18 protein-coding genes and 1 tRNA gene are annotated in these 20,347 nt (G+C 60.9%); 7 read left to right on the top strand and 12 right to left on the bottom strand.

Annotated elements, in window-relative coordinates; all coding sequences use genetic code 11:
- Positions 1–90: 90 nt before the first annotated feature.
- Positions 91–540 carry a MarR family winged helix-turn-helix transcriptional regulator gene (locus tag CWB41_RS11530; RefSeq protein ID WP_115836590.1) on the bottom strand — a complete coding sequence of 150 codons (450 nt, stop codon included), beginning with the start codon at positions 538–540 and terminating at the stop codon, positions 91–93.
- A 329-nt stretch (positions 541–869) separates the two neighbouring features.
- On the opposite strand from CWB41_RS11530, the gene CWB41_RS11525 reads away from it, so the two are divergent.
- The 5 genes from CWB41_RS11525 (at position 870) to CWB41_RS11505 (ending at position 6,399) form a co-directional block, all read left to right on the top strand.
- Positions 870–1,424, top strand: coding sequence for a permease (locus tag CWB41_RS11525; protein ID WP_115836591.1), 555 nt, complete (start codon positions 870–872; stop codon positions 1,422–1,424).
- A gap of 29 nt (positions 1,425–1,453) precedes the next feature.
- Positions 1,454–2,806: an SCP2 sterol-binding domain-containing protein gene (locus CWB41_RS11520; RefSeq protein ID WP_115836592.1), complete on the top strand. Its 1,353-nt coding sequence runs from the start codon at positions 1,454–1,456 to the stop codon at positions 2,804–2,806.
- A 39-nt stretch (positions 2,807–2,845) separates the two neighbouring features.
- Positions 2,846–3,574 carry a TlyA family RNA methyltransferase gene (locus CWB41_RS11515; protein WP_115836593.1) on the top strand — a complete coding sequence of 243 codons (729 nt, stop codon included), beginning with the start codon at positions 2,846–2,848 and terminating at the stop codon, positions 3,572–3,574.
- Positions 3,574–4,851, top strand: a complete 1,278-nt coding sequence (locus CWB41_RS11510) for a class I SAM-dependent RNA methyltransferase (protein WP_115836594.1) — start codon at positions 3,574–3,576, stop codon at positions 4,849–4,851. Before CWB41_RS11515 ends, CWB41_RS11510 begins: the two co-directional genes overlap by 1 nt.
- Positions 4,852–4,965: 114 nt before the next feature.
- On the top strand, positions 4,966–6,399 hold the full coding sequence (locus CWB41_RS11505; protein ID WP_115836595.1) for an FAD-binding oxidoreductase: 1,434 nt from the start codon (positions 4,966–4,968) through the stop codon (positions 6,397–6,399).
- Here the strand turns inward: CWB41_RS11505 and CWB41_RS11500 are convergent.
- Positions 6,396–7,328 carry an L-threonylcarbamoyladenylate synthase gene (locus CWB41_RS11500; protein ID WP_115836596.1) on the bottom strand — a complete coding sequence of 311 codons (933 nt, stop codon included), beginning with the start codon at positions 7,326–7,328 and terminating at the stop codon, positions 6,396–6,398. The two genes, CWB41_RS11505 and CWB41_RS11500, sit on opposite strands and share 4 nt — an antisense overlap.
- 82 nt (positions 7,329–7,410) lie before the next feature.
- Entirely contained in the window at positions 7,411–7,968 is a 558-nt protein-coding gene (locus tag CWB41_RS11495; protein WP_245411273.1) for a hypothetical protein, read from the bottom strand.
- Between the two features lie 182 nt (positions 7,969–8,150).
- Here CWB41_RS11495 and CWB41_RS11490 point away from each other — a divergent pair, with 182 nt between their 5' ends.
- Entirely contained in the window at positions 8,151–9,050 is a 900-nt protein-coding gene (locus CWB41_RS11490) for a YihY/virulence factor BrkB family protein (protein WP_115836597.1), read from the top strand.
- A gap of 173 nt (positions 9,051–9,223) precedes the next feature.
- Positions 9,224–9,298 (top strand) — tRNA-Thr (locus CWB41_RS11485).
- Positions 9,299–9,476: 178 nt separating this feature from the next.
- Here CWB41_RS11485 and CWB41_RS11480 read toward each other — a convergent pair.
- From CWB41_RS11480 to CWB41_RS11440, 9 genes are all read right to left on the bottom strand, one after another.
- Entirely contained in the window at positions 9,477–9,677 is a 201-nt protein-coding gene (locus tag CWB41_RS11480) for a hypothetical protein (protein WP_115836598.1), read from the bottom strand.
- Positions 9,678–9,802: 125 nt separating this feature from the next.
- Positions 9,803–10,015 (bottom strand): cold-shock protein, encoded by a 213-nt coding sequence (locus CWB41_RS11475; protein WP_115836599.1) that lies wholly within the window; start codon positions 10,013–10,015, stop codon positions 9,803–9,805.
- 227 nt (positions 10,016–10,242) lie between these two features.
- Entirely contained in the window at positions 10,243–10,524 is a 282-nt protein-coding gene (locus CWB41_RS11470; RefSeq protein WP_115836600.1) for a hypothetical protein, read from the bottom strand.
- 235 nt (positions 10,525–10,759) lie between these two features.
- Positions 10,760–11,488: an ABC transporter ATP-binding protein gene (locus tag CWB41_RS11465; RefSeq protein ID WP_115837085.1), complete on the bottom strand. Its 729-nt coding sequence runs from the start codon at positions 11,486–11,488 to the stop codon at positions 10,760–10,762.
- Entirely contained in the window at positions 11,485–12,360 is an 876-nt protein-coding gene (locus tag CWB41_RS11460; RefSeq protein WP_245441047.1) for an ABC transporter permease, read from the bottom strand. Before CWB41_RS11460 ends, CWB41_RS11465 begins: the two co-directional genes overlap by 4 nt.
- A 120-nt stretch (positions 12,361–12,480) precedes the next feature.
- A complete protein-coding gene (locus tag CWB41_RS11455) occupies positions 12,481–13,797 on the bottom strand; it encodes an LLM class flavin-dependent oxidoreductase (RefSeq protein ID WP_245441038.1) in 1,317 nt (438 codons plus the stop codon).
- Positions 13,798–13,895: 98 nt separating this feature from the next.
- A complete protein-coding gene (locus CWB41_RS11450; RefSeq protein ID WP_165204294.1) occupies positions 13,896–16,304 on the bottom strand; it encodes a TonB-dependent receptor in 2,409 nt (802 codons plus the stop codon).
- Between the two features lie 654 nt (positions 16,305–16,958).
- On the bottom strand, positions 16,959–17,864 hold the full coding sequence (locus CWB41_RS11445; RefSeq protein ID WP_245441034.1) for an aliphatic sulfonate ABC transporter substrate-binding protein: 906 nt from the start codon (positions 17,862–17,864) through the stop codon (positions 16,959–16,961).
- An 87-nt stretch (positions 17,865–17,951) separates the two neighbouring features.
- Entirely contained in the window at positions 17,952–20,330 is a 2,379-nt protein-coding gene (locus CWB41_RS11440) for an arylsulfatase (protein ID WP_115836605.1), read from the bottom strand.
- Positions 20,331–20,347: the final 17 nt, after the last annotated feature.

Here is a 20,347-nt window from a genome sequence, read left to right as displayed (position 1 = left end):
TCTTCCATACCGGGTGAATTGGGTGGCGCAGCAAGCCGCAAAAGTGCGGCCACGTCAACGCTGCGATTACGCCGCCGGCGTGTCAAATTATCATGTCGTGTCTGTTAATTTGCCCAGCGAACGATCGAGTGCCTTATTGAGCCGGGCAGTCTCACTCTCGCCGAGTAGACGCGCCAGATGGGTTTGTGCCTTGCGCCACAAGGGGTAAGCAACGGGCAATAAGGCTCTCCCCGTCGCCGTGAGCACAATTGCGCGGCGGCGCCGATCGTCTTCGTCCTGGTTGACACTCACAAGCTGACGTTCGATCAGCGGTTTCAGGTTACGCGTCAGGGTCGTGGGATCCGTGTCCAACGCCTCCGCCAAATCGCCGACCGAGAGTTCATCCCCCGCGTAGAGATGCGCGAGAAGGCTGAATTGCGTGAGAGTCAGCCCCGCCGGCTCCAGCATTCGGTCATATATTTGCGTGACGCGGCGCGCCGTCTTGCGCAAGCGCAAGCAGGTACAATTGGCGATTTCTCGGGCGGCCAGTGATTTACTCATGATCCATTCCGATCTTACCATTTTTCTTTAAGCTCGAACATATCACTGCATATGCAGCAATTGCAGCAAAGCTAACGCGACACCGCGCATAGGCCCTCGCGCTTGACTCCGGATATATTAGCTGTATATACAGTTAATATCGTTCCTTGAGATGCGCAGTGACGGCTTTCATAGAAAGCGGGCGCTGTTGAAGTCGCCTTAGTCTGAGGCCGCCCTGCATTTCGATATCTGTAGTTACAGATAAATGGAGGTGAATCATGAATCAGGAACTTGAAGTTCGCAAGCGCCGCGGGACGCGTGTCTTGCTTGTAGTGCTCGGCATCTGAGGCTTGGCCGTCGCCATTGCGGCCGAGACGGGAGTCTATCGTGCCCTGCCCCCGCTGTTGCTCGCTCCCATTATTGCTCTGGGCATCGTGGTGCCCATTATTGTCTACGCGATATCCGATGGTTTCCGCGCGTACATCGAAGCCATCGGGCTGCGGCCGTTAACGGCGTTTCATATCTGGCGCATTGGAGCCGCGCTGCTTTTTTTCTGGTACGGGGCGCATAACCTCCTGCCGGAAACCTTTGTTCAGAATGCCGGCTGGGGGGACTTTATCGCGGGGTTTCTGGCCCTAGGCGTTTTGCTGCTGCCCGAGAGTCGCAACCGGTACTTAGCCTTCCACATCTTTGGGTTCGCTGATTTTGTCCTGGCGGTGGGCACGGGACTGACCTTCTTCCTTCTCAACGATCCCCGCATGTCCGCCATCCAAACGCTGCCCATGGCACTGATAGTGCTCTACGGCGTCGGCATTTCCGGCGCGAGCCACATCATGGCGTTCGACCTGCTACGTCGTGGCTCGGGGATCGAACGCAAAACGAAGCGTGTCACGGCCAGGGCGTAACGAAGACAACTTCATTCCGGAGGCGCACTATGACGACGTTCGCCGAACATCCGACCGTGCAGACGATGCGCGCCCGTGCCGCCGCCGGCACCTCGCCCGAGGCGCCCAGCGTTATCGATGCTGACTGGCTGCGGAACCTCTGCCTCGAAGCGGGCGCAGACGATGTCGGCTTTGTCGCGATCGAAAGCCCGGACATCGCCGCGCAGAAAGCCGAAATCATCGGCGCCTTCGCGGCAACAAAAGCCATGATCAGCTTCGTCTGCCGGATGAACCGCGAGAATATCCGGACGCCTGCACGCTCCATCGCCAATGTTGAGTTTCACCGCAGCGGCGATGAGATCAATGATACCGCGCGTCACATCGTTTCGGTGCTTCAGGATTTGGGTATCGTCGCCCGCAACGGCGCTCCGGTCGGCTTTCCAATGGAGGCAGACCGCTGGGGTAGCGACAAGATGTGGGTCGTCTCGCACAAGCCCGTTGCCGTCGCGGCGGGGCTCGGCCGGATGGGTATCCATCGCAATGTCATTCATCCCAAATTCGGCAATTTCATCCTGCTCGGCACCATTCTCGTCGGCACCGAGATTTCGGCTTACGGCCAGCCGCTCGATTACAATCCGTGCCTGTCCTGCAAGCTCTGCGTCGCGGCCTGCCCGACCGGCGCCATCAGCCCCGACGGCGCCTTCAATTTCCAGGCTTGTTACACGCATAATTATCGCGAGTTCATGGGCGGCTTCGGCGATTGGGTCGAGACAATGGCCGATGCGCACAGCGCCAAGGATTATCGCCGCAAGGTCTCGGATTCCGAAACCATCTCGATGTGGCAGAGCCTTTCCTTCGGTGCCAATTATAAGGCGGCCTATTGCCTTTCCGTCTGCCCGGCAGGCGAGGATGTCATCGGACCTTTCCTCGCTGACCGCATCGGCTTCAATAAGGCGATTGTCGAGCCGCTGCGCGCCAAACAGGAGACTGTCTATGTGGCGCAAAATTCTGACGCCGAGGCTTATGTTCCGCGCCATTTCCCGCACAAGACGGTCAAACGCGTCGCGAGCGGTCTGCCGCGCCAGACATCAATCCGCGGCTTTCTGAGTGGTATGCCACTCGTCTTCCAACGCGGGCGCGCCAAGGATTTGAACGCGACCTACCATTTCACCTTTACGGGGCGCGAAGAGGTGAAGGCGACCGTCGTAATCGCCGACAAAAAGTTGCGGGTTATCCAAGGCCACGAGGGCGACGCCGATCTCAGCGTGACGGCAGATAGCGAGACCTGGCTCCGCTTTCTGCGCAAGGAGGCGGGGCTCCCATTTGCCCTGCTGATGCGTCGCATCCGCATGAAAGGTTCACCGCGGCTGCTCATCGCTTTCGGCCGCTGCTTTCCGGCCTGACGGCTGGATAGGTGGGGCGGCGGGTGCTAGGAACCCTCCATGCCCAACCAACGTGCCGATCTCGCCCTCGTCGCTCGCGGCCTGTTCCCGAGCCGCGCCAAGGCGCAGGAGGCGATTGCCGCCGGCTGCGTCACGATCGACGGCCGGATTTTGCGCAAAGCTTCGGAACCCGTCACGGAAACCGCCGAGATCGCGGCGACGCCGCTTTATCCCTGGGTCTCGCGCGGCGGCGTCAAGCTCGAAGCCGCGCTCGAGGCTTTCGGCTTCGAGCCCAAAGGCGCCGTCTGTCTCGATCTCGGCGCCTCGACCGGCGGCTTTACCGAGGTGCTGCTGACGCGCGGCGCGGCAAAGGTCTATGCCGTCGATGTCGGCCACGGCCAATTGCATGACCGGTTGCGCGCCGATTCGCGCGTCGCCGCGCGGGAAGGACTTGATGCCCGAAAGCTGACTTGCGCCGATTTCCGTGAGCCGCCGAATTTCATCACCTGCGATCTGAGCTTCATCTCGTTGAAGCTTGTTCTGCCGCATGTTTTTAGTGTCGTTGCACGCGCTGCAAAGCTCGTCTGCCTCATCAAGCCGCAATTCGAGGCCGGCCCGGCTTTCGTCGTCAAAGGCCTCGTCAAGGACGAAGCCGCGCGGGCGCGCGCCTGCGACGAGATCGCGGACTTATGTCGCACGGCCGGCTGGCAAGTCTCCGGCGTGATCCCCTCGCCGATCGCTGGCGGCGACGGCAATCGCGAATTTCTCCTCGGCGCGGCGCGGTCCTGATGGAAGAGCTTCGCATCGAACGTCTCGGCCAGCGCGGCGAAGGCATCGCCCGCACCGCGAAAGGGCCGGTTTACGTGCCCCATGCGCTGGCGGGCGAAATCGTTCTGGCGGAGGTCGCGGGCGAGCGCGGCCTGCTCGTGGAAATCCTTCAGCCAAGCTCTGACCGCATCGCGCCCTTCTGCCCCTATTACGGCATTTGCGGCGGCTGCGCCGTGCAGACCCTAGCGCCCGCCACCTATGCCGATTGGAAGCGCGGGCTTCTGCTCGATGCCTTGCGCCACGCTGGGCTTTCGCCGCTCGATTCAGATCCCGCTCTGGTCGGTCCGCTTGTCGACGCGCACGGCCTTGGGCGCCGTCGCGCGACCTTTCACGCGCGTTTCGCGGCCAGCGGCCCGGCCAAAGTCGGTTTCATGCAGGCGCGGGCGCATGAGGTGATCGACCTCGACGCTTGCCCCATCCTCGCGCCGGCGATGCAGGGCGCGCCCGCGATCGCCCATAAACTCGCAGCCGCGCTCGGCGCCGCGCGCAAGCCACTCGACATCGCCGTCACCGCGACGCTCACCGGCCTCGACATCGATCTGCGCGGTCACGGCCCGCTCGACCCGCGGGAGACGCGGGCGTTGACCCGCGTCGCGGAGAGCGAAGACCTTGCTCGCATCGCGAACCACGGCGCCCGCGTCATCGAGCGTCGCGCGCCATTGCTGCGGATCGGCCGGGCGGAGGTCGCGCCGCCCCCCGGTGCCTTTCTGCAGGCGACCCAGGCGGGCGAGGAGGCGCTGGCAGATAAGGTCTGTGCTGCGCTTGCCGGAGCACGCCGCATCGCCGATCTCTTCGCCGGTCTCGGCACCTTCAGCCTGCGTCTGGCCGAAAAGGCGCGTGTCCATGCCGTGGACAGCGAGGGCGCGGAGCTCGAGGCGCTGGCCAAAGCCGCGCGTTCGACGCCCGGCTTGCTGGATGTGACGGTCGAGACGCGCGATCTCTTCGTCCGCCCGCTCGCCATTGCGGAATTGAACGCCTTCGATGCCGTCGTCTTCGATCCGCCGCGTGCCGGAGCGGAGGCGCAAGCCCGTACCCTCGCCGCCTCCGCCGTGCCGCTGGTCGCGGCCGTCTCCTGCAACATCCAGAGCTTCTGCCGCGACGCGGCGCTGCTGACTGCCGGCGGCTATGCGCTGGAGAGCGTCACGCCCATCGACCAGTTCCGCTATTCGCCGCATCTCGAAATCGTCGGCATCTTCCGCCGCACTAAGGCCCGCCGCCCGCGCCGCCTGCTGGGCTAAGAGCATCGGACCGAAAAGTGCGAAGCGGTTTTCGGACCAATCCGAACAGCATCGGATCGGTAGCCGGGCTAATTGTCCAGTCGCGCGCGGCGTCAGTCTGCTTTAAAAGATCGCATGAGCCGCGCCACGCCCTCCATACCGGCTGCGACGGACGACCTGCTGGCACATTTCGCGAGCATCGTCGGCGCCGAGCATGTGATTACAGATCCCGGCCTCATGGCCAGTTATCTGAGCGAGCCGCGCAACCTTTATCATGGACGCGCGCGCAGCATCGTCCTGCCCGGATCGACGGCGGAAGTCGCGGACATCGTGACCCTCTGCAACGCCGCCGGCATCAAGATCGTGCCACAGGGCGGCAATACCGGACTTGTTGGCGGCCAGACTCCGTCCGAGGGCGGCGACGAGATCGTTCTCTCGCTTACGCGCATGAACCGGCTGCGCGAGATCGATATTCTGTCGAACACGCTTACCGTCGAAGCCGGCATGACCCTTAAGGACGTGCGCGCCGCGGCCGAGGCGGCTGGCCGCTACTTTCCGCTCGCGCTCAACGCCGCGCCCGCCTGCACCATCGGCGGCAATCTCGCCACCAATGCGGGCGGCTCGGCTGCCATTGCGTTTGGCGTCGCGCGCGATCTGGTGCTGGGCATCGAAGTCGTGCTCGCCGACGGGCGAGTGCTCAACGATCTTTCGAAGCTCAAGAAGAACAACACGGGCTATGACCTGAAGAACCTTTTCATCGGCTCCGAGGGCACCCTCGGCGTCATCACCGCCGCGGTGCTGAAGCTGTTCCCCAAGCCGCACGCGACCGTCACCGCCTTGGTCGGCCTCGCCGATCTCGACAGGGCTTTGCAGCTCCTGAGCCTGGCACAGGACAAGGTCAGCGCGGAACTCAAGACCTTCGAGCTGCTGCCGCGCATCGCCTTCGATTTTGTCCTGAAGAATGATGCGGCTGCCGTCGATCCCCTCCCCGCGCCGTATCCCTATTACGCGCTGCTCGAATTCACCAGCCAGGGCATCGGCCTTGCCGAGCGCGTCGATGAATTGCTCGACGCCGCGCGGGCGCGAGAGATCATCGCCGAGGCGCGGACCGCGACTGCGCCGGCATCGCGCAAAGTTCTCTGGCATATCAGGCTGAAGATTCCCGACGTGCAGGTGAACGAGGGCGGCTCGATCAAGCACGACATTTCGGTGCCGATCGCGGCGGTGCCTGCCTTTTTGCGCGAGGTCGAAGCGGCAGTGACGGCGCGCATCCCCGGCGCGCGGCTCGTCGCCTTCGGCCATCTCGGCGACGGCAACATTCATTGCAATGTCTCGCAGCCTGTCGGCGCGGACAAAGCCACATTTCTGGCGCGTTGGGACGAGATCAATGCCCTCGTCCATGGCATTGTCGCGAAATATCACGGCTCGATCTCTGCCGAGCATGGCATCGGCCAGATGAAACGTGGCCTCCTGCCCGGCGTCAAAGACCCGGTCGCGCTCGATCTGATGCGGACCCTGAAGAAGACGCTCGACCCGAAGGATATTTTGAATCCCGGCAAGGTCGTCTAGCGCACAGCCGCGCGGCGCAGGCGGTCGTTGATCGCCTCGCCCAGCCCTTCCTCCGGGATCGGAGCGACAGCAATCGCAGCATGATGCGCGTCGAGAACGCGCAAATAGCCAAAGAGATGCGCCGCCGCTTCGGCGAGGTCGCCTGCGGGCGAAAGATCGAGGACATGTGCGCCCGCCGGAAAGCGGCCGCCGAAATCGAGCCCCGCTTCGCCCGGCTCCAATCGCATCGCATCGCGCCGCAGCCGGGCACGCGGCGCATAATGCGCAGCGAGCATGCCGGGAGCGCGGATCGCCCCGCCGCTTCCCGCCTCGGCGAGTTTTTCGCCGAGCACAGCCTCGATCGCCGCGCGCAGCACGCCGCCCGGCCGCAGCAGCGCCGGCTGCTCCGCAAGACAGGAGACAATCGTCGATTCAAGGCCCACCTCGACCGCGCCGTCGATGATCGCGTCGATCCGCCCGTCGAAATCCTCGCGCACATGCGCCGCCGTGACGGCGCTGACGCGGCCGGAGGGATTGGCCGAAGGCGCCGCGAGCGGAATACCCGCCGCCGCCAGAAGCTGCCGCGCGAGCGGATGTGAGGGCACCCGCAGCGCGACGGAGTCGAGCCCCGCGCGGGCAAGATCGCAGACCGTCGCAGACGGTGCGAGCGGCAGGACGAGGGTCAACGGCCCCGGCCAGAAGGCTGCTGCCAGCTTCGCGGCCTTGGCCGAAAAAAGACCCTGCTTTTCCGCCGCGGCGCGGTTCGGCACATGGGCGATCAGCGGATTGAAGGACGGGCGCCCCTTGGCGGCATAGATTTTCGCGACGGCCTCATTCGAGGTCGCGTCGGCGCCAAGGCCGAAGACCGTTTCCGTCGGAAATGCCACAAGGCCGCCGGCGCGGAGAATTTGCGCTGCCGCGGCAATGCCAGCCGCATCGGCGTCGAGCATAAGGGTGGAAGCCAAGGTGACGGTCCAATCTATGGCGCTGGATCGGACAGGTAAGGAACTGCCGGCTCCCGTCAAGCCGGGGCTAGGCGGTGCGGCGGTGCGCGCCGTAGATCAGGCGGTCAGCGCGTTCCTGCTCCGTCTCCCGCTGGGTGCGGCGGCCATGATTGACGAGGTCGCTTGCCGTCAACAGTATCTCGCGCAGGGCTTGGCCGACGCGCTCGCAAAGCTCGGACATCACCGGCGAAGACGTGTCAGTATCCTTCTTGTACTGACGCCGGATCGCAACAGCAGCACCGACGGCACGGCGATCCAGATCGGCAACGACGGATTCAAAATCCTTACGGAAAGTAAGGTCGAGCTTCTCATAGGCTTCCAGCGCAGAAACCCGCCCGGGCAGGATCGATTTGGAGAAATAGGACTGATAGGTGACCGGGCGCCACTTCAAGATATCCTCGATCAATTCCGGCATCGCCGGCAATTGCTCGATCAGCATGACTATCTCGTTGAAAAGATTTAGATAATCATTCGCGAGACCAGAAGCCGGATTGACGATGGCTTCGGCCCGGCGCTGAATATCCTCCAGCGGCCCCTCGGCGGCTAAAGCGGGAGCTTCCATTTTTTTGAGCATATGATCGGTCATTACTGACGCTCAACTCAGGTTCCTGCCCAATCTAACGGCCAGAAGGATAACAATCGGTTTCCGCGCGTCCTGTAACGCAAAGTATTTTCGTCACGCGAGAGAGCGGATGCCGAGGTCCAGACGTTTGCGCACGCGACACTCATACGAATACCAGAGCCGAAGTAGGATATTTCTCCCCTCCCATGACAAAACTGGATCACATCGGAGATGACACCCGGCGCGCCGCCGGCCTGCCGGCGCGAATCGCGGACGCTTTCGATCTGGTGCGCCGGGTCATACTTTCGGTCAGCCGCAACCGACTGGTCGCCAATTCCGGCAGCGTGGCCTTCTTCGGGCTGATGGCCATTTTTCCGGCCATCGCAACGATCGTCTCGCTCTACGGAATGTTTGCCGACCCGCATGTGATCACGAGCCACCTCAATCTCCTGAAGGACGTCTTCCCGCAAAGCGTGATCGGGCTCATCCGCGATCAGATCATGCGCGTGGCGGGCCGCAGCAACAGCGTGCAGAGCCTCACCTTCTTCATCAGCGTCGCGATTGCGCTGTGGAGCGCCAATTCCGGCATGTCAGCGCTCTTCGACGCGCTCAATGTCGTCTATGGCGAAAAGGAAAAGCGCAGCCTGCCGCTCTTCTATGCGACAACCCTGACGGCGACCTTCGCCGCCCTTGTCTTCGTGGTCTTCGCCATCGCCGGCGTCGTCGTTCTGCCGATCATATGGAACTTCGTCGGCTTTCATACCTCGCTCGACAAACTGCTCGGCTGGCTGCGCTGGCCGATTCTCTTCGTCGTCGACACGCTCGCCCTCGACGTCATCTACCGCGTCGGACCCAGCCGCTATGGCGCGAAATGGCGCTGGTTCACCTGGGGGAGCGTGATGGCGACTTTCGCCTGGCTCGGTGCCTCGCTGCTCTTCTCGTGGTATGTCTCGGCCTTCGACAGCTACGACCGGGTCTATGGCTCGCTTGGCGCCGTCATCGGCTTCATGACCTGGATCTGGGTATCGGTCCTGATCATCCTCGTTGGCGCGGCTCTCAATGTCGAACTTGCCCGCTCGGCTGAGGACGGAAAAACCGTGGCCTGATCGACCGTCTTGCCTATCGCCGCCGCCTGTGCGACATAGCCCGCGCTTCGACCGTCAGACCGGCCGTCAGCGTATCCGGCGCAATCGGCCCGACGGATGTGATCCTGCGCGAACCTTCTCGTTCGCCGCATGATTCCTTTTCGGAAAATCCGCGATTTTCCGGATCGTGCTTAGCTGCAGTAGCTCAGTGGTAGAGCACTCCCTTGGTAAGGGAGAGGTCGAGAGTTCAATCCTCTCTTGCAGCACCATTATTTTCAAATGCTTGCGAAGAGATTCCGCGACGGTCCGCGAATGGCTTACGCCAACGACCGGATTTTGAACTTCAGCCAAATGCGCCATCGCTTGGGGGCGATCGAGCCGCCAGCATTTGGGCAGGCGCATCAATCAGGCGCCAGTGCATGCAAGGTGGATATTCGGGCAAAGTAGCTAACCGCTTTTGGCCGCGCTCCAACGCGCCGGCTCATATCGTCCCTGCCAATCCAGTTTATCGGCCGAAACCTTTTCTTCGGTTTCCGGGATGATCACGCCCCGACGCGCCTTTATTGCGTCGGCGGTTGCCTTGAATTTTGGGAAATCGTACTCGGCCTTCTGATGATTCCATCGTTTGAAGGCATGAACAATGATCATAAGGTATGAAGCCTCCGTGGTTGCCTCGACGCAGAGCAGACCGCCAGTACATCCGTGGTCGATCTAATTCTGCGAAGAGACATTCGGAACGCTTCGAAGATTCTCCGAAGCGTCCGAGGCCGAAATTAGGCCAAAACCTTCAGATTGCTGGCGGACAGTTTGCCGCTCTTCTGATCGGAAGTCAGGTCGAATCCGACCTTCTGGCCTTCACGCAAACTGTTGATGCCGGCGCGCTCAAGGGCGCTGATATGGACAAAAGCATCCTTGCCGCCATCATCCGGCGCAATGAAACCATAGCCCTTATCGGCATTGAACCACTTCACGGTTCCCGTCGTCATGGGAAACCCTTTCGTAAACATAGATTAAGCACATCCGCGGGAAACCCGCAGAGCGTCGAATTCGCATTTTTCGGGAGAGAAGAATTCAGCACAGCACGCAATAGGGTGCGAGGCCAAGTCATCAGGCCGTCTATCGACTTTTTTAACATAGGTTATTTGATTGGCATATGCAAGCGAAGGAAACTCAATCACAGATTTTCCCGCAACGGCTTCGCTACAGCCGCATTCTATTTCGTCAGCGGTTCGAGGGCATCTCGCAGCGCAACCACGGCCGGCCCGTCGAAGTCCGCAAAAACCGCCAGAAATTCATCGAGCGATTTCTTCAACTTCGCGGCCGGGTTTCTGACCTTCCACATGGAGGCCACCCATTCTTGCGCCGTCTCCTGGCCGACGAGCTCTTCCGGATTCGCCTCTACAAATCGCAGCAGCAGATTTGAGAGCGTCACGATATCCTGAGTGTCATTTGTCGCGGTTTCGTACTTCCCCCGCTGCGCCTCAGACATGGTCATAGGCTTCATTTCCTCTCAGGTGAGCGCTGCCGGAAGATTGCCGAAAGATTTGCCAAACATGGCACGCTCCCCTTCAGATCGGCGGGAGCACTCTCTTCTGTCGCCCGGCTGCATAGCTCTCGGCGATGCTCAAGCCTGCGCCCTTTAGCGGCAAAAGTCTAATCATTTGTATGCTTTAGTTAAATGCGCAGATGGCTCCGGAGTCGCGGACCATTGAGCGAAAAACTGCGAAGGTTCATACGCCAAGGGCGTCGAGGAGCGTGGCGCGCAATTGTTCAAATCGCGGATCGGAATGCCGGCGCGGGCGTTCGAGCGGAATCTCGAGGTCGGTGCGGATACGCCCCCGCTCCAGAACGACGGCGCGATCGGCGAGGAGCAGAGCCTCATCGACATCATGCGTAACGAGAAGAACCGAACAATGATGCCGCGCCCAAAGCTCGGAGACGAGACGCTGCATCTTGAGGCGTGTCAGCGCATCGAGCGAGGCGAACGGCTCGTCGAGGATCAGAAAATCAGGCTCGCGAATTAGAGCACGTGCGAGCGCCGCGCGCTGCGACTCGCCGCCCGAAAGCGTGAGCGGCCAGGCATCCGGCCGATGACTCAGTCCGACCTCTTGAAGAACCGCGAGCGCCCGAGCATGCGCATCCCGCGGATTCTGCCCAAGCACGACGTTCTCCCAAACGCGCTTCCACGGCAGCAACCGGCTTTCCTGGAAGACCACCGAGACATTGGACGGCTGTTCCACACGCCCCTCGACCACGGGATCGAGCTTCGCCAGAGTGCGGACGAGAGTCGATTTGCCCGAACCGCTGTGGCCCAGCAAAGCGACAAACTCCCCCTTGCCGATAGCAAGATCGAGCCGGTCGAGCACCGCAGGCGTTTCGCCGAAGCGCTTTGTCAATCCGGCGATGACGACGGCGGCATTCTCGCCTGCCGCGGACCCGGCCCAGCGCGGGGCGCTCATCTGGAACGGCTCGGCCGGTTGGACGGGCGCCACGAAAGCAGCGCGCTTTCGAGCTGGCGTACGATCTGGTCGGAGACGAGCCCGAGCAGTCCATAGACGAGAAGGCCGACGAGGATGATATCCGTGCGCATGAAATCCTCGGCATCGATCATCATGTGGCCGATGCCGCTGTCGGCATTCACCTGTTCGGCCACGACGAGCATGAGCCAGGAGATGCCGACGGCAAAGCGCAGGCCGACGAGAAAATCCGGCAGCGCGCCGGGCAGAATGACTTCGCGGATGGTTTGCACGCGCGTCAGGCCGAGCGTGCACGCCATTTCCAGCAGTTTCGGATCGATCGACCGGATGCCTTTGTGAAGATTAAGGTAGATCGGAAAGGTCGAACCGAGCGCCACCATGATGATTTTCGGAGCCTCGCCGATTCCGAACCAAAGGATGAAGAGCGGCACCAGCGCCAGCGCCGGCAGCGTCCGCATAATCTGTAACGGCGCATCTATGACATCCTCACCGATCCGCGACAGGCCGGCGATAAGCGCGAGACTGACTCCTGCAAGAATGGCGATGGCCAGCCCCGCGCCGGCACGGCCGAGCGAGACGCCCAGATTGGAGGGCAGCGTGCCGTCCAGCGTCAGCGACCAGGCCTCGGCGATGATTTGCACCGGCGAGGCCATGAGGCGCGTGGAAAGCAATCCTGTGCTGCAGGCGACCTGCCACACGACGATCAGCAACACGGGCGAGAGATAACGTGTCAGCACACCCAGGCTGAGGAAACGCGGCCGCCGCCGTGCGCTCGGCACAGTGGCCGCGGGTTTGACCGCGGCAATCGCACTCGCCGGAATCGGCCTCTGGTCCTCTTTGGTCAACGCATTCACGTCGCTATCGCCCTGCTCTGCCTTAGAGTCACGACCGGCAATCATGCGTCACGAGCAGTGAAGCAATCGAAAGATAGAATTGCTTCGCCTCAGGAACTCGCAATGACGTCGTTACCGGATTCAAGCGGCGACCGTACCGTCCGCATTCTTCGTATAAGAGTTGAGCGGGCGCGTCAGACCGAGATTTTCGCGCAACGTCTTTCCTTCATACTCCGTGCGGAACAGACCGCGACGGCGCAATTCGGGAATTACCAGATCGGTGAATTCCCCAAGTCCGAACGGGAATACGGGCGGGAGAATATTGAATCCGTCCGCCGCGCCTTGCGTGAACCATTCCTCGAGCGTGTCGGCGATCGATTGCGGCGTCCCGATCAGAGTTTTGTGGCCGCGACCGCCGGCAATCCTGAGCGCCAGTTGGCGAATGCTGAGGTTCTCACGCCGCGCGAGATCGACGAAGAGCTGCTGCCGGCTCTGCCAACCTTCCGTCGAAAGCAGGTTGGGCAACGGGCCGTCGATCGGATAAGTCGACAGATCCCGGTTTAGAAAAGCAGACAAGAGGCCAATGCTGAGCACCGGATCGAGAAGTGACTGCAACTGACCTAACTTGTCTTCCGCCTCTTGCTGCGTCCGTCCGATGATCGGCTGAATGCCGGGGAAGACGAGAATGCTGCCCGGGGCGCGGCCATAGCGGGCAGCGCGTTCCTTCAAGCCTTTGTAGAACGCCTGGGCGTCCGCCAGTGTCTGCTGCGCAGTGAACACGACCTCCGCCGTGGCGGCGGCAAGCTCCTGCCCGTCGTCGGAGGAACCTGCCTGCACGAGTACGGGATAGCCTTGCGGCGGACGCCCAACGGCCAGCGGGCCGCGAACCGAATAATGTTCGCCCTTGTGATCGGCGACGTGGAGCTTGGCGGGGTCGAAATATTTGCCGGCCGCCTGATCGAAGATGAACGCGTCGTCTTCGAAGCTGTCCCAAAGTTTGCGCACGACATCGACATATTCACGCGCCCGCGCATAACGCTCATGGTGTCCGACCTGCTCGGGGAGGCCGAAATTGGCAGCCTCGAAATCCGTGCCGGAGGTGACGAGGTTCCACGCGGCGCGCCCGTTCGATAGATGATCCAGCGCCGCGAATTTCCGCGCCAGATGAAACGGCGGCAGATAGCTCGTAGAAACCGTCGCCGCGAGACCGATCCTCTCCGTCACGGTCGAGAGTACCGCCTGTAGCAGCAAGGGATCGAAATAATGGATGGGCGCGCCTTTGGCGAGGAGCGCCGCCGGGGCTGGCGGCAAACCAAGGCCGTCGGCGAAGAAGATCGCGTCGAACTTGCCGCGCTCGGCTATGCGCGCAAGGTTCTTGAAATGATCGAGGCTGATGGCATTGCGCGGATCGACATCCGGATGACGCCAGGCGGCAAGATGGTGTCCGACGCTTTGCAAGAAGGCGCCAAGGCGGATTTGTCTAGGTGCAGCACTCGTCACATCAACCTCCATAAAATGTCTGGCCGCCGCGACAATGTCGCGGCGGCCAGCAGGTGTTAGAATACGGTTTTCAGGGTCAACCCGAAGGTCCGCGGGTCGCCGAGATAGGCTTGGTAGGGCGAGAGCACCGTCCCCGGGGCGTATGCCACCACGTAACGGTAATCGAGCAGATTGCGCGCCCAAAGCTGCGCCGAGAAGATATTGTCGTCGGTGTGGAAGCCAATGCCGAGATTGGTCAAAGCAAAGCCGTGTTGCCAAGTATAGACCGAATAGTTGGCAACATTGACTGTGCTGCGCCAATTTTCGTTGACCCAGGCGAACCCGGTGATGCCTTGGCGGTAGCCGAGCGTGCTAAAGGCCGGCCCAAGGGGATGCTCGTAATAGAGGCCGCCTTGCACACTGTAACGTGGCGCCCCAATGATCTGCTTTCCGGAGAGGTCGATGGACGATAGACCGGTCTCTATCGGCGCTGGCGCGTTTGAATACGAGACGTAACGCGCGTCGTTGAAGTCGCCGCTATAGGTGATCCACAGATTCTCGATCGGGCTCGCCCGGCCTTCGACCTCGACACCGCGCTCGCGCACGAGCGGGATATTGGTCAAAGCGGCAGTCGCGGTCGCTCCCGTACTGATCAAGGCAGTACCTTGAAAATCCCTGATCTCGCTCCAGTAGAGATTGACGTTGAACTGGACCCGATTATCGAACCAGTTTGTCTTGGTACCAAGCTCGAAATCGGTCGCGTGCTCGGGCCCGACGAACAGCGGGATGGTTTTCCCGTTTGCCGCGGTATTGATCGCGCCCGATTTCTCGCCCTGCGCGACCGAGAAGTAGGTCAGGATATGTTCGTTGAATTTGTAAGACGGGTTGAAGAGCCAACCGATGGCATTATTCGCCTGCGATCCGCTAACATATCCGAGGCCACCAAGAGCGCCGGCAAGTGGCACACCAAGCGTACCGGTGCCATTATAGGCCAACGCATCCGAGCCGTCCTTCCACTCCTGTGTATCCCGGAAGCCGCCGGTGATGTCGAACTTGTCGGTCACATGATAAGTGGCCTGGCCGAAGCCCGCGAGGCTTGTCGTGAAGGCCTTACCAGCTTGAGTATATGAACCGTTCAGGGTGTATAATCCGGGATGCGTTTCATACGCCGGCACTCCCACGAGCGCGGGGCCGAAGAACTCCGCCGCGTCTTGATAAAAATCTTCGTTGTTGGTGCTCCAGACCTGCTCGCGCAAGCCATAGAAGCCGAGCGTATATTGGAGCTTCTGGTTCGTCGGCGAGGCGAGCCTGATCTCCTGCGAATATTGATTGACGCCCACGTCAAAGGCCGGACCAGACCAGATGGGAAACGGCGATGCGTCGCCATCGTTCTGCGGCACGAAATGGAGTTGCCGCCAGGCGGAAATCGCCGTCAGCTCATGATCGCCGAGAACCTGCCAGTTGATGGTGTTGGAAATGCCCTCGATTCTTTGATTCGCGGCACCGAGCGTATCCTGGTCGGCGGGACCCCAGATGTTGAAGCTGGGCGTATAGTGGAAGACGCCTTCAAGAAGCTTGGTCCAGTTCCCAGCAGGATCGACCGCGGGCGGACTGTAGTTGTTGATCTCGTGCGTTTGATAATGTTCGACGATCAGGCGGTCGCTGAATTGCGCGGTGGGCGTCCATAGCAACTGGCCGCGCACGCCAAAGCGGTTGCTGTTGAGTATCCCCTCGCCATTGTACAGGTTTTCCGTGTAGCCGTTCGTCCTGTCGCCATAGAACGTCACGCGATAGGCGAGCGTATCGCTGATCGGCCCGGTCGTATTGATCTTGACCTGCGCATGGCCGTAATTGCCGACCGTCGTCTCGATGCTCGTCTGGCGCGCGAAGCTCGGCAATTGTGTATTGACGATGACTGCGCCGACGGTCGTGTTCTTGCCGAGCAGCGTGCCTTGCGGGCCGCGGACGACCTCAACGTCCTGGAGATCGACGTAATCGAGCCAGACGAAGCCGATGTGGGTGAGGAAAACGCCATCAACGATCACGCCGACGCCCGATTCGGCGCCGTCGGTGCTCGGCGTGCCGCCGACGCCACGGATGGTGACTAGCGATACACGCGGATTCTCGGCGAAGACCAGGAAGTTTGGCACCTTCTCAGTGAAATCCTGGAGGCGATCGATATGCTCGCGATCGGCCGTCTTGCCACCCACGACGGAAATCGGCAGCGGAACGTTCTGCGCCTTCTCCGCACGGTCGCGTGCCACGACGACGACATCGGAAACCTGCGTGGAGGAAGCCGCGGTTGGCGCCGGAGCGGTCGCCCGAAAAGCGGAAGTAGGCGTCTTACGACTCGCCGTCGCCGCAGGATGCTTTCCGGCATGGTGCTTCGTCGAAGCCGCACCGGGCGTGGCGGCGCCAGTCGCCCCTTGCGCCAATACTGGCCCCGAAGCGAGAAGTGCAAGCGAGCTCGCCAACGCACTGCCCATCAACGTTTGACTCCATTGCGCGCGACGCTGCGCATGGCCGCGCGGCCACAAAAGAACTTTCATCCTGTCCCCCATCACCCAGTAATTTTTGAAAGCCGCTGCGAAGGCCCGAAACCGGACGCTCCGCCCCACCGCGGCTTCTGAAATCCATAAACACTATGAGTTTACTGGATTTATGGTTTGGTAGCAGCAATGTTAAATAGTGTCTATTGCTGAATCAGCTTAAACGCTGGCCTATACGGTCAATAACAGCGCGAAAAGGAAGTATTATTCTGAAATAAATAGATTATTGGTTTTTTATACTTTCATGCATCTGATTTTTAGGAATTATTTCTAGGCTACAATCGCAAGCTTTACCGCAGTGTGACATCGGCGCAACGAAGTTGTCGTAGTATCGCTCGCGGGAGACAGCACTGCCTCCAAGGAAAAGCCGGCGCGAGCGCCGGCTTCATTCCCGAAATTTCTTTATTCAGAATCAATATTTGGCGACAACCGGCGCAGGCTGCGGCGAAGCGTCAAATTTGTGGGTGAAGCCGATGTCGGCCATTTGCTCGGTATCGCGTGAAGGGGGAGCCTTCAACCTCTTCGAAATAGGCGCCGTAACGGCCATAGTCCGTGTAGCGATATTGCCGCCACACAGTACTTCCGCAGGTTCTATTTCGCCGCGGCAAAACCCGGATTCTTCCAGACGATGTCGCTGATCTTGATCGGCCGCGGAATAAGTCCAAGCTTATAGAACCGATCCGCCGTCGCTTGTTGCTCGGCGATGATCTGGTCCGTCAGCGGTGAAACGGAGAACCGCGCCCGGCGCACCGAAGTAAATATCGCAGCCCGGTCGGCGCCGGTTTCCTCGGCGACAATCTCGGCGACCACATCGGGATGTTTCGCCGCCCAGTCGGATTTCTTTCTGAACTCATCGAGAACCGCGAGGACGAGATCGGCGTGGTTCGTGGCGAAGTCGCGGTTGGCAAGGAAAAAGCCGTTCGACTGCAACACGTCTCCGGAATGCACGAGAATACGCGCCGCAAAACGTTTCTGGATGATCGCGAGGTAGGGATCCCAGATAACCCAGGCGTCGATCGCCTTCTGCGCGAAGGCAACCGCACCGTCGGCGGGCGAAACATTGACGGCGGTGATGTCCTTGAAGGAGAGCCCGGCCTTTTCGAGCGCCGCGACAATGACGTTGTTGGACGACGATCCCCTGACGAAGCCGACTTTCTTCCCCTTGAGATCAGAAAGCGATTTGATGGGCGAGTCCGGCAAGACGATAATCGCCTCGTTCTGCCCGTTAGTCGGTTCGGCCGCGACATAGACGAGATTGGCCTGCGCCGCCTGCGCGAAGATCGGCGGCGTGTCGCCGGTTTCGCCGAAATCGAGGTGCCCGACGTTGAGGGCCTGGAGCAGCGGCGGCCCCGAGGCGAACTCGACCCAAGAGATATTGATATTCTGCGGTTTGAATCTCTGCTCCAGAGTGCGGTCGCGCTTCAGCAAAGCCAAGACGCCCGTGCGCTGATAGCCGACGCTGATTTCGGCCGGCGCCTGGCCCGCGCGCGCGGTCAAAGCCAGCCCCGGCGTTAGGAGGGCTGTTCCTAACAGCTTCGAAAACATCCGACGATTCATGCCAATGATCCTTTGATTGCTGGCGAATTATTCAAGATCGATCGTGACGCGCTCGACCTTGCCGTTGAACGGAAACGGCGAGCCATAGACGGAGCTGACCGGTGAGCCGGTGTCTTGGCCGACATCGAAGGTTTCTGTGATCGCGCTGTGGAAGCCGCCGGTTTTGGCGAAGTGGGTCTCGCCGACTTTTTTATCGCCGATGAAGAGACGGCCTGTTCCGGACGTCACCTTCGGCGCGAGCAAAGCGGCAATGCCGGTCAGCTTGCTGGGATCAGCCTCATATTCATAGACGACCTGAGTCTTTCCCTTCGGCAGCGGGCCCGACGCAACCAGCGTCTGGTGGATCGTGCCATAGACGTTGCTCTCATAGATGAGCTTGCCGTCTTTGACGTAGAGGCTGAAGCCGCCGTAGCGACCGCCTTCAGCCACGATGACTCCTTGCGGCGCATTATCGGGAAAATCGACGATGGCCGTCAGCTTGTGCGAAACACTGAGCTCCGGCACCGTGGCGAGCGGCAACCGATCGACACCCGAGAGATAGACGAAATGCGTCTTGTCGCCGGTGACGGTCGGAATATCGACGAGCGGAATCGGCACCAGCGGATAGACGCCGTTGCGGACCGCCTCCGCGTCGAAGACGGCTTTCAGCTCTTTCAGCTTGTCCGGGTCTTTCGCCGCGAGATCGTTGGCTTCGCTGAAATCCTCGTCGACGTGATAAAGCTCCCAACGGTCCTTGTCGAAATTGCCGCGGAACAAAGTGGCGAGATTGCTGAAAATCTCCCACGGCTTATAGCGCCGCGCGGCGGCGACCCAGCCATCCTTGTAGATCGCGCGGTTGCCGAAAATCTCGAAATATTGAACCGTGTGCTGGCTCTTGACCTGCGGGTCGGTGAAGCTCGGAACCAGGCTTTTGCCTTCGAGCGGAATTTGCTTCACGCCGTCGACAACATCCGGGAAGGTGACCCCGGCCGCTTGATAGATGGTCGGCGCGATGTCGTTGACATGGCCGAACTGGCTTCGGACGATCTCCGAATGGGTTGTATGGTCGGGCCAGGAGACGATGAGAGGATCGCGCGTCGCGCCGAAATGCGAAGCGATCTGCTTCATCCACTGGAAGGGTGTCGAAGTCGCCCAGGACCATCCGGCGGCGTAATGGTTGTCGTAATCGGGGCTGCCGAGATCGGAGAAATGCTCGAGCATTTCGGGGACTGTGCGATGCGAGCCCTCGATAGTCGCGACATTGGTGTCGGAGCCCTCGAGACCGCCTTCGGCGCTGCCGCCGTTGTCGCCGACGATGTAGAACACCAGCGTATGTTGCGCGTCGCCGCTGTCCTGCAAATCTTTCAAAAGCCGGCCGACCTCATAATCCGTCACCGAAAGATAGCCGGCATAGACTTCCATCTGATGCGCATAGAGCTTCTTCTGATCCGGCGTCAGCGAATCCCACGCCGGCAGGCCATCGGGCCGCGGCGTCAGCAGCGCGTTGGCGGGGATGACGCCAAGCTTCTTCTGCCGGGCAAAAACTTCCTCGCGCAGTTTGTCCCAGCCCTGATCGAACTTGCCCTTGTATTTGTCGATCCATTCATGCGGCACGTGATGCGGCGCATGCGTCGCGCCGGTGGCGAAATAGACGAAATAGGGCTTTTTCGGCGCGACGGCATCGTGCTGATGAATCCAATGGATCGCATCATCGGCGAGATCGGTGGTCAGATAATATTTCGGATCGGGCGCGTGCTCGACCGGCGCCGTGTCGCGATAGAGCCGCGGGTCCCATTCGCTGGTTTCACCGGCCAGGAAGCCGTAGAAATATTCAAAGCCGAGGCTTGTCGGCCAATGATCGAACGGCCCGACCGGCGATATCTCCCAGGTCGGTGTATTGTGCCACTTGCCGAAAGCCGCGGTGCTGTAGCCGTTGAGCCGCAAGACCTCGGCAATCGAGGCTGTGTTCTTCTTCCAGACCGAGTTATAGGCCGGAAAACCCGCCGCGACATCGGGGAGATTGCCGAAGCCGACTTGATGATGGTTGCGCCCGGTGAGCAGCGCCGCGCGGGTCGGCGCGCAGATGCCGACCACATTGAAATTATTATAGCGCAGACCTTGCGCCGCAAGCTTGTCGAGCTCGGGCGTTGTCGCCGCGCCGCCGAAGGTGCTCGACGCGCCGAACCCGACATCGTCGAGTAGGATCAGGACGATGTTCGGCGCGCCATGCTTGGCGCGTAACGGCGACGGCCATGCGGCACTCGATTCCTCGCGCGTTTTGCCGATCGTGCCTTGAAACGGCTCCTCCGGTTTCGGCAGAACCTCCTCCGCGCGCGCGGCGAAGCTGATGCACAAAAGCGGGAGTAACAGGAATTGCGTGAAGCGGCGCCCAGTCAAAACCGGACGCAGGAAATTACCAGGGTGCATGGACCAACTCGTTTTTC

This window comes from Methylovirgula ligni (assembly GCF_004135935.1).
GTDB lineage: Bacteria > Pseudomonadota > Alphaproteobacteria > Rhizobiales > Beijerinckiaceae > Methylovirgula > Methylovirgula ligni.
This window is presented reverse-complemented; position numbering and strand designations above follow the sequence as displayed.

What these genes read in the sequence shown, in the direction of transcription:
- CWB41_RS11480 (WP_115836598.1), bottom strand. Translation starts at nt 9,677, where the DNA reads ATGATCATTGTTCATGCCTTCAAACGATGGAATCATCAGAAGGCCGAG.
- CWB41_RS11450 (WP_165204294.1), bottom strand. Translation starts at nt 16,304, where the DNA reads ATGGGCAGTGCGTTGGCGAGCTCGCTTGCACTTCTCGCTTCGGGGCCA.
- CWB41_RS11495 (WP_245411273.1), bottom strand. Translation starts at nt 7,968, where the DNA reads ATGACCGATCATATGCTCAAAAAAATGGAAGCTCCCGCTTTAGCCGCC.
- CWB41_RS11505 (WP_115836595.1), top strand. Translation starts at nt 4,966, where the DNA reads ATGAGCCGCGCCACGCCCTCCATACCGGCTGCGACGGACGACCTGCTG.
- CWB41_RS11440 (WP_115836605.1), bottom strand. Translation starts at nt 20,330, where the DNA reads ATGCACCCTGGTAATTTCCTGCGTCCGGTTTTGACTGGGCGCCGCTTC.
- CWB41_RS11515 (WP_115836593.1), top strand. Translation starts at nt 2,846, where the DNA reads ATGCCCAACCAACGTGCCGATCTCGCCCTCGTCGCTCGCGGCCTGTTC.
- CWB41_RS11520 (WP_115836592.1), top strand. Translation starts at nt 1,454, where the DNA reads ATGACGACGTTCGCCGAACATCCGACCGTGCAGACGATGCGCGCCCGT.
- CWB41_RS11510 (WP_115836594.1), top strand. Translation starts at nt 3,574, where the DNA reads ATGGAAGAGCTTCGCATCGAACGTCTCGGCCAGCGCGGCGAAGGCATC.
- CWB41_RS11465 (WP_115837085.1), bottom strand. Translation starts at nt 11,488, where the DNA reads ATGAGCGCCCCGCGCTGGGCCGGGTCCGCGGCAGGCGAGAATGCCGCC.
- CWB41_RS11490 (WP_115836597.1), top strand. Translation starts at nt 8,151, where the DNA reads ATGACAAAACTGGATCACATCGGAGATGACACCCGGCGCGCCGCCGGC.
- CWB41_RS11530 (WP_115836590.1), bottom strand. Translation starts at nt 540, where the DNA reads ATGAGTAAATCACTGGCCGCCCGAGAAATCGCCAATTGTACCTGCTTG.
- CWB41_RS11500 (WP_115836596.1), bottom strand. Translation starts at nt 7,328, where the DNA reads ATGCTCGACGCCGATGCGGCTGGCATTGCCGCGGCAGCGCAAATTCTC.
- CWB41_RS11470 (WP_115836600.1), bottom strand. Translation starts at nt 10,524, where the DNA reads ATGACCATGTCTGAGGCGCAGCGGGGGAAGTACGAAACCGCGACAAAT.
- CWB41_RS11475 (WP_115836599.1), bottom strand. Translation starts at nt 10,015, where the DNA reads ATGACGACGGGAACCGTGAAGTGGTTCAATGCCGATAAGGGCTATGGT.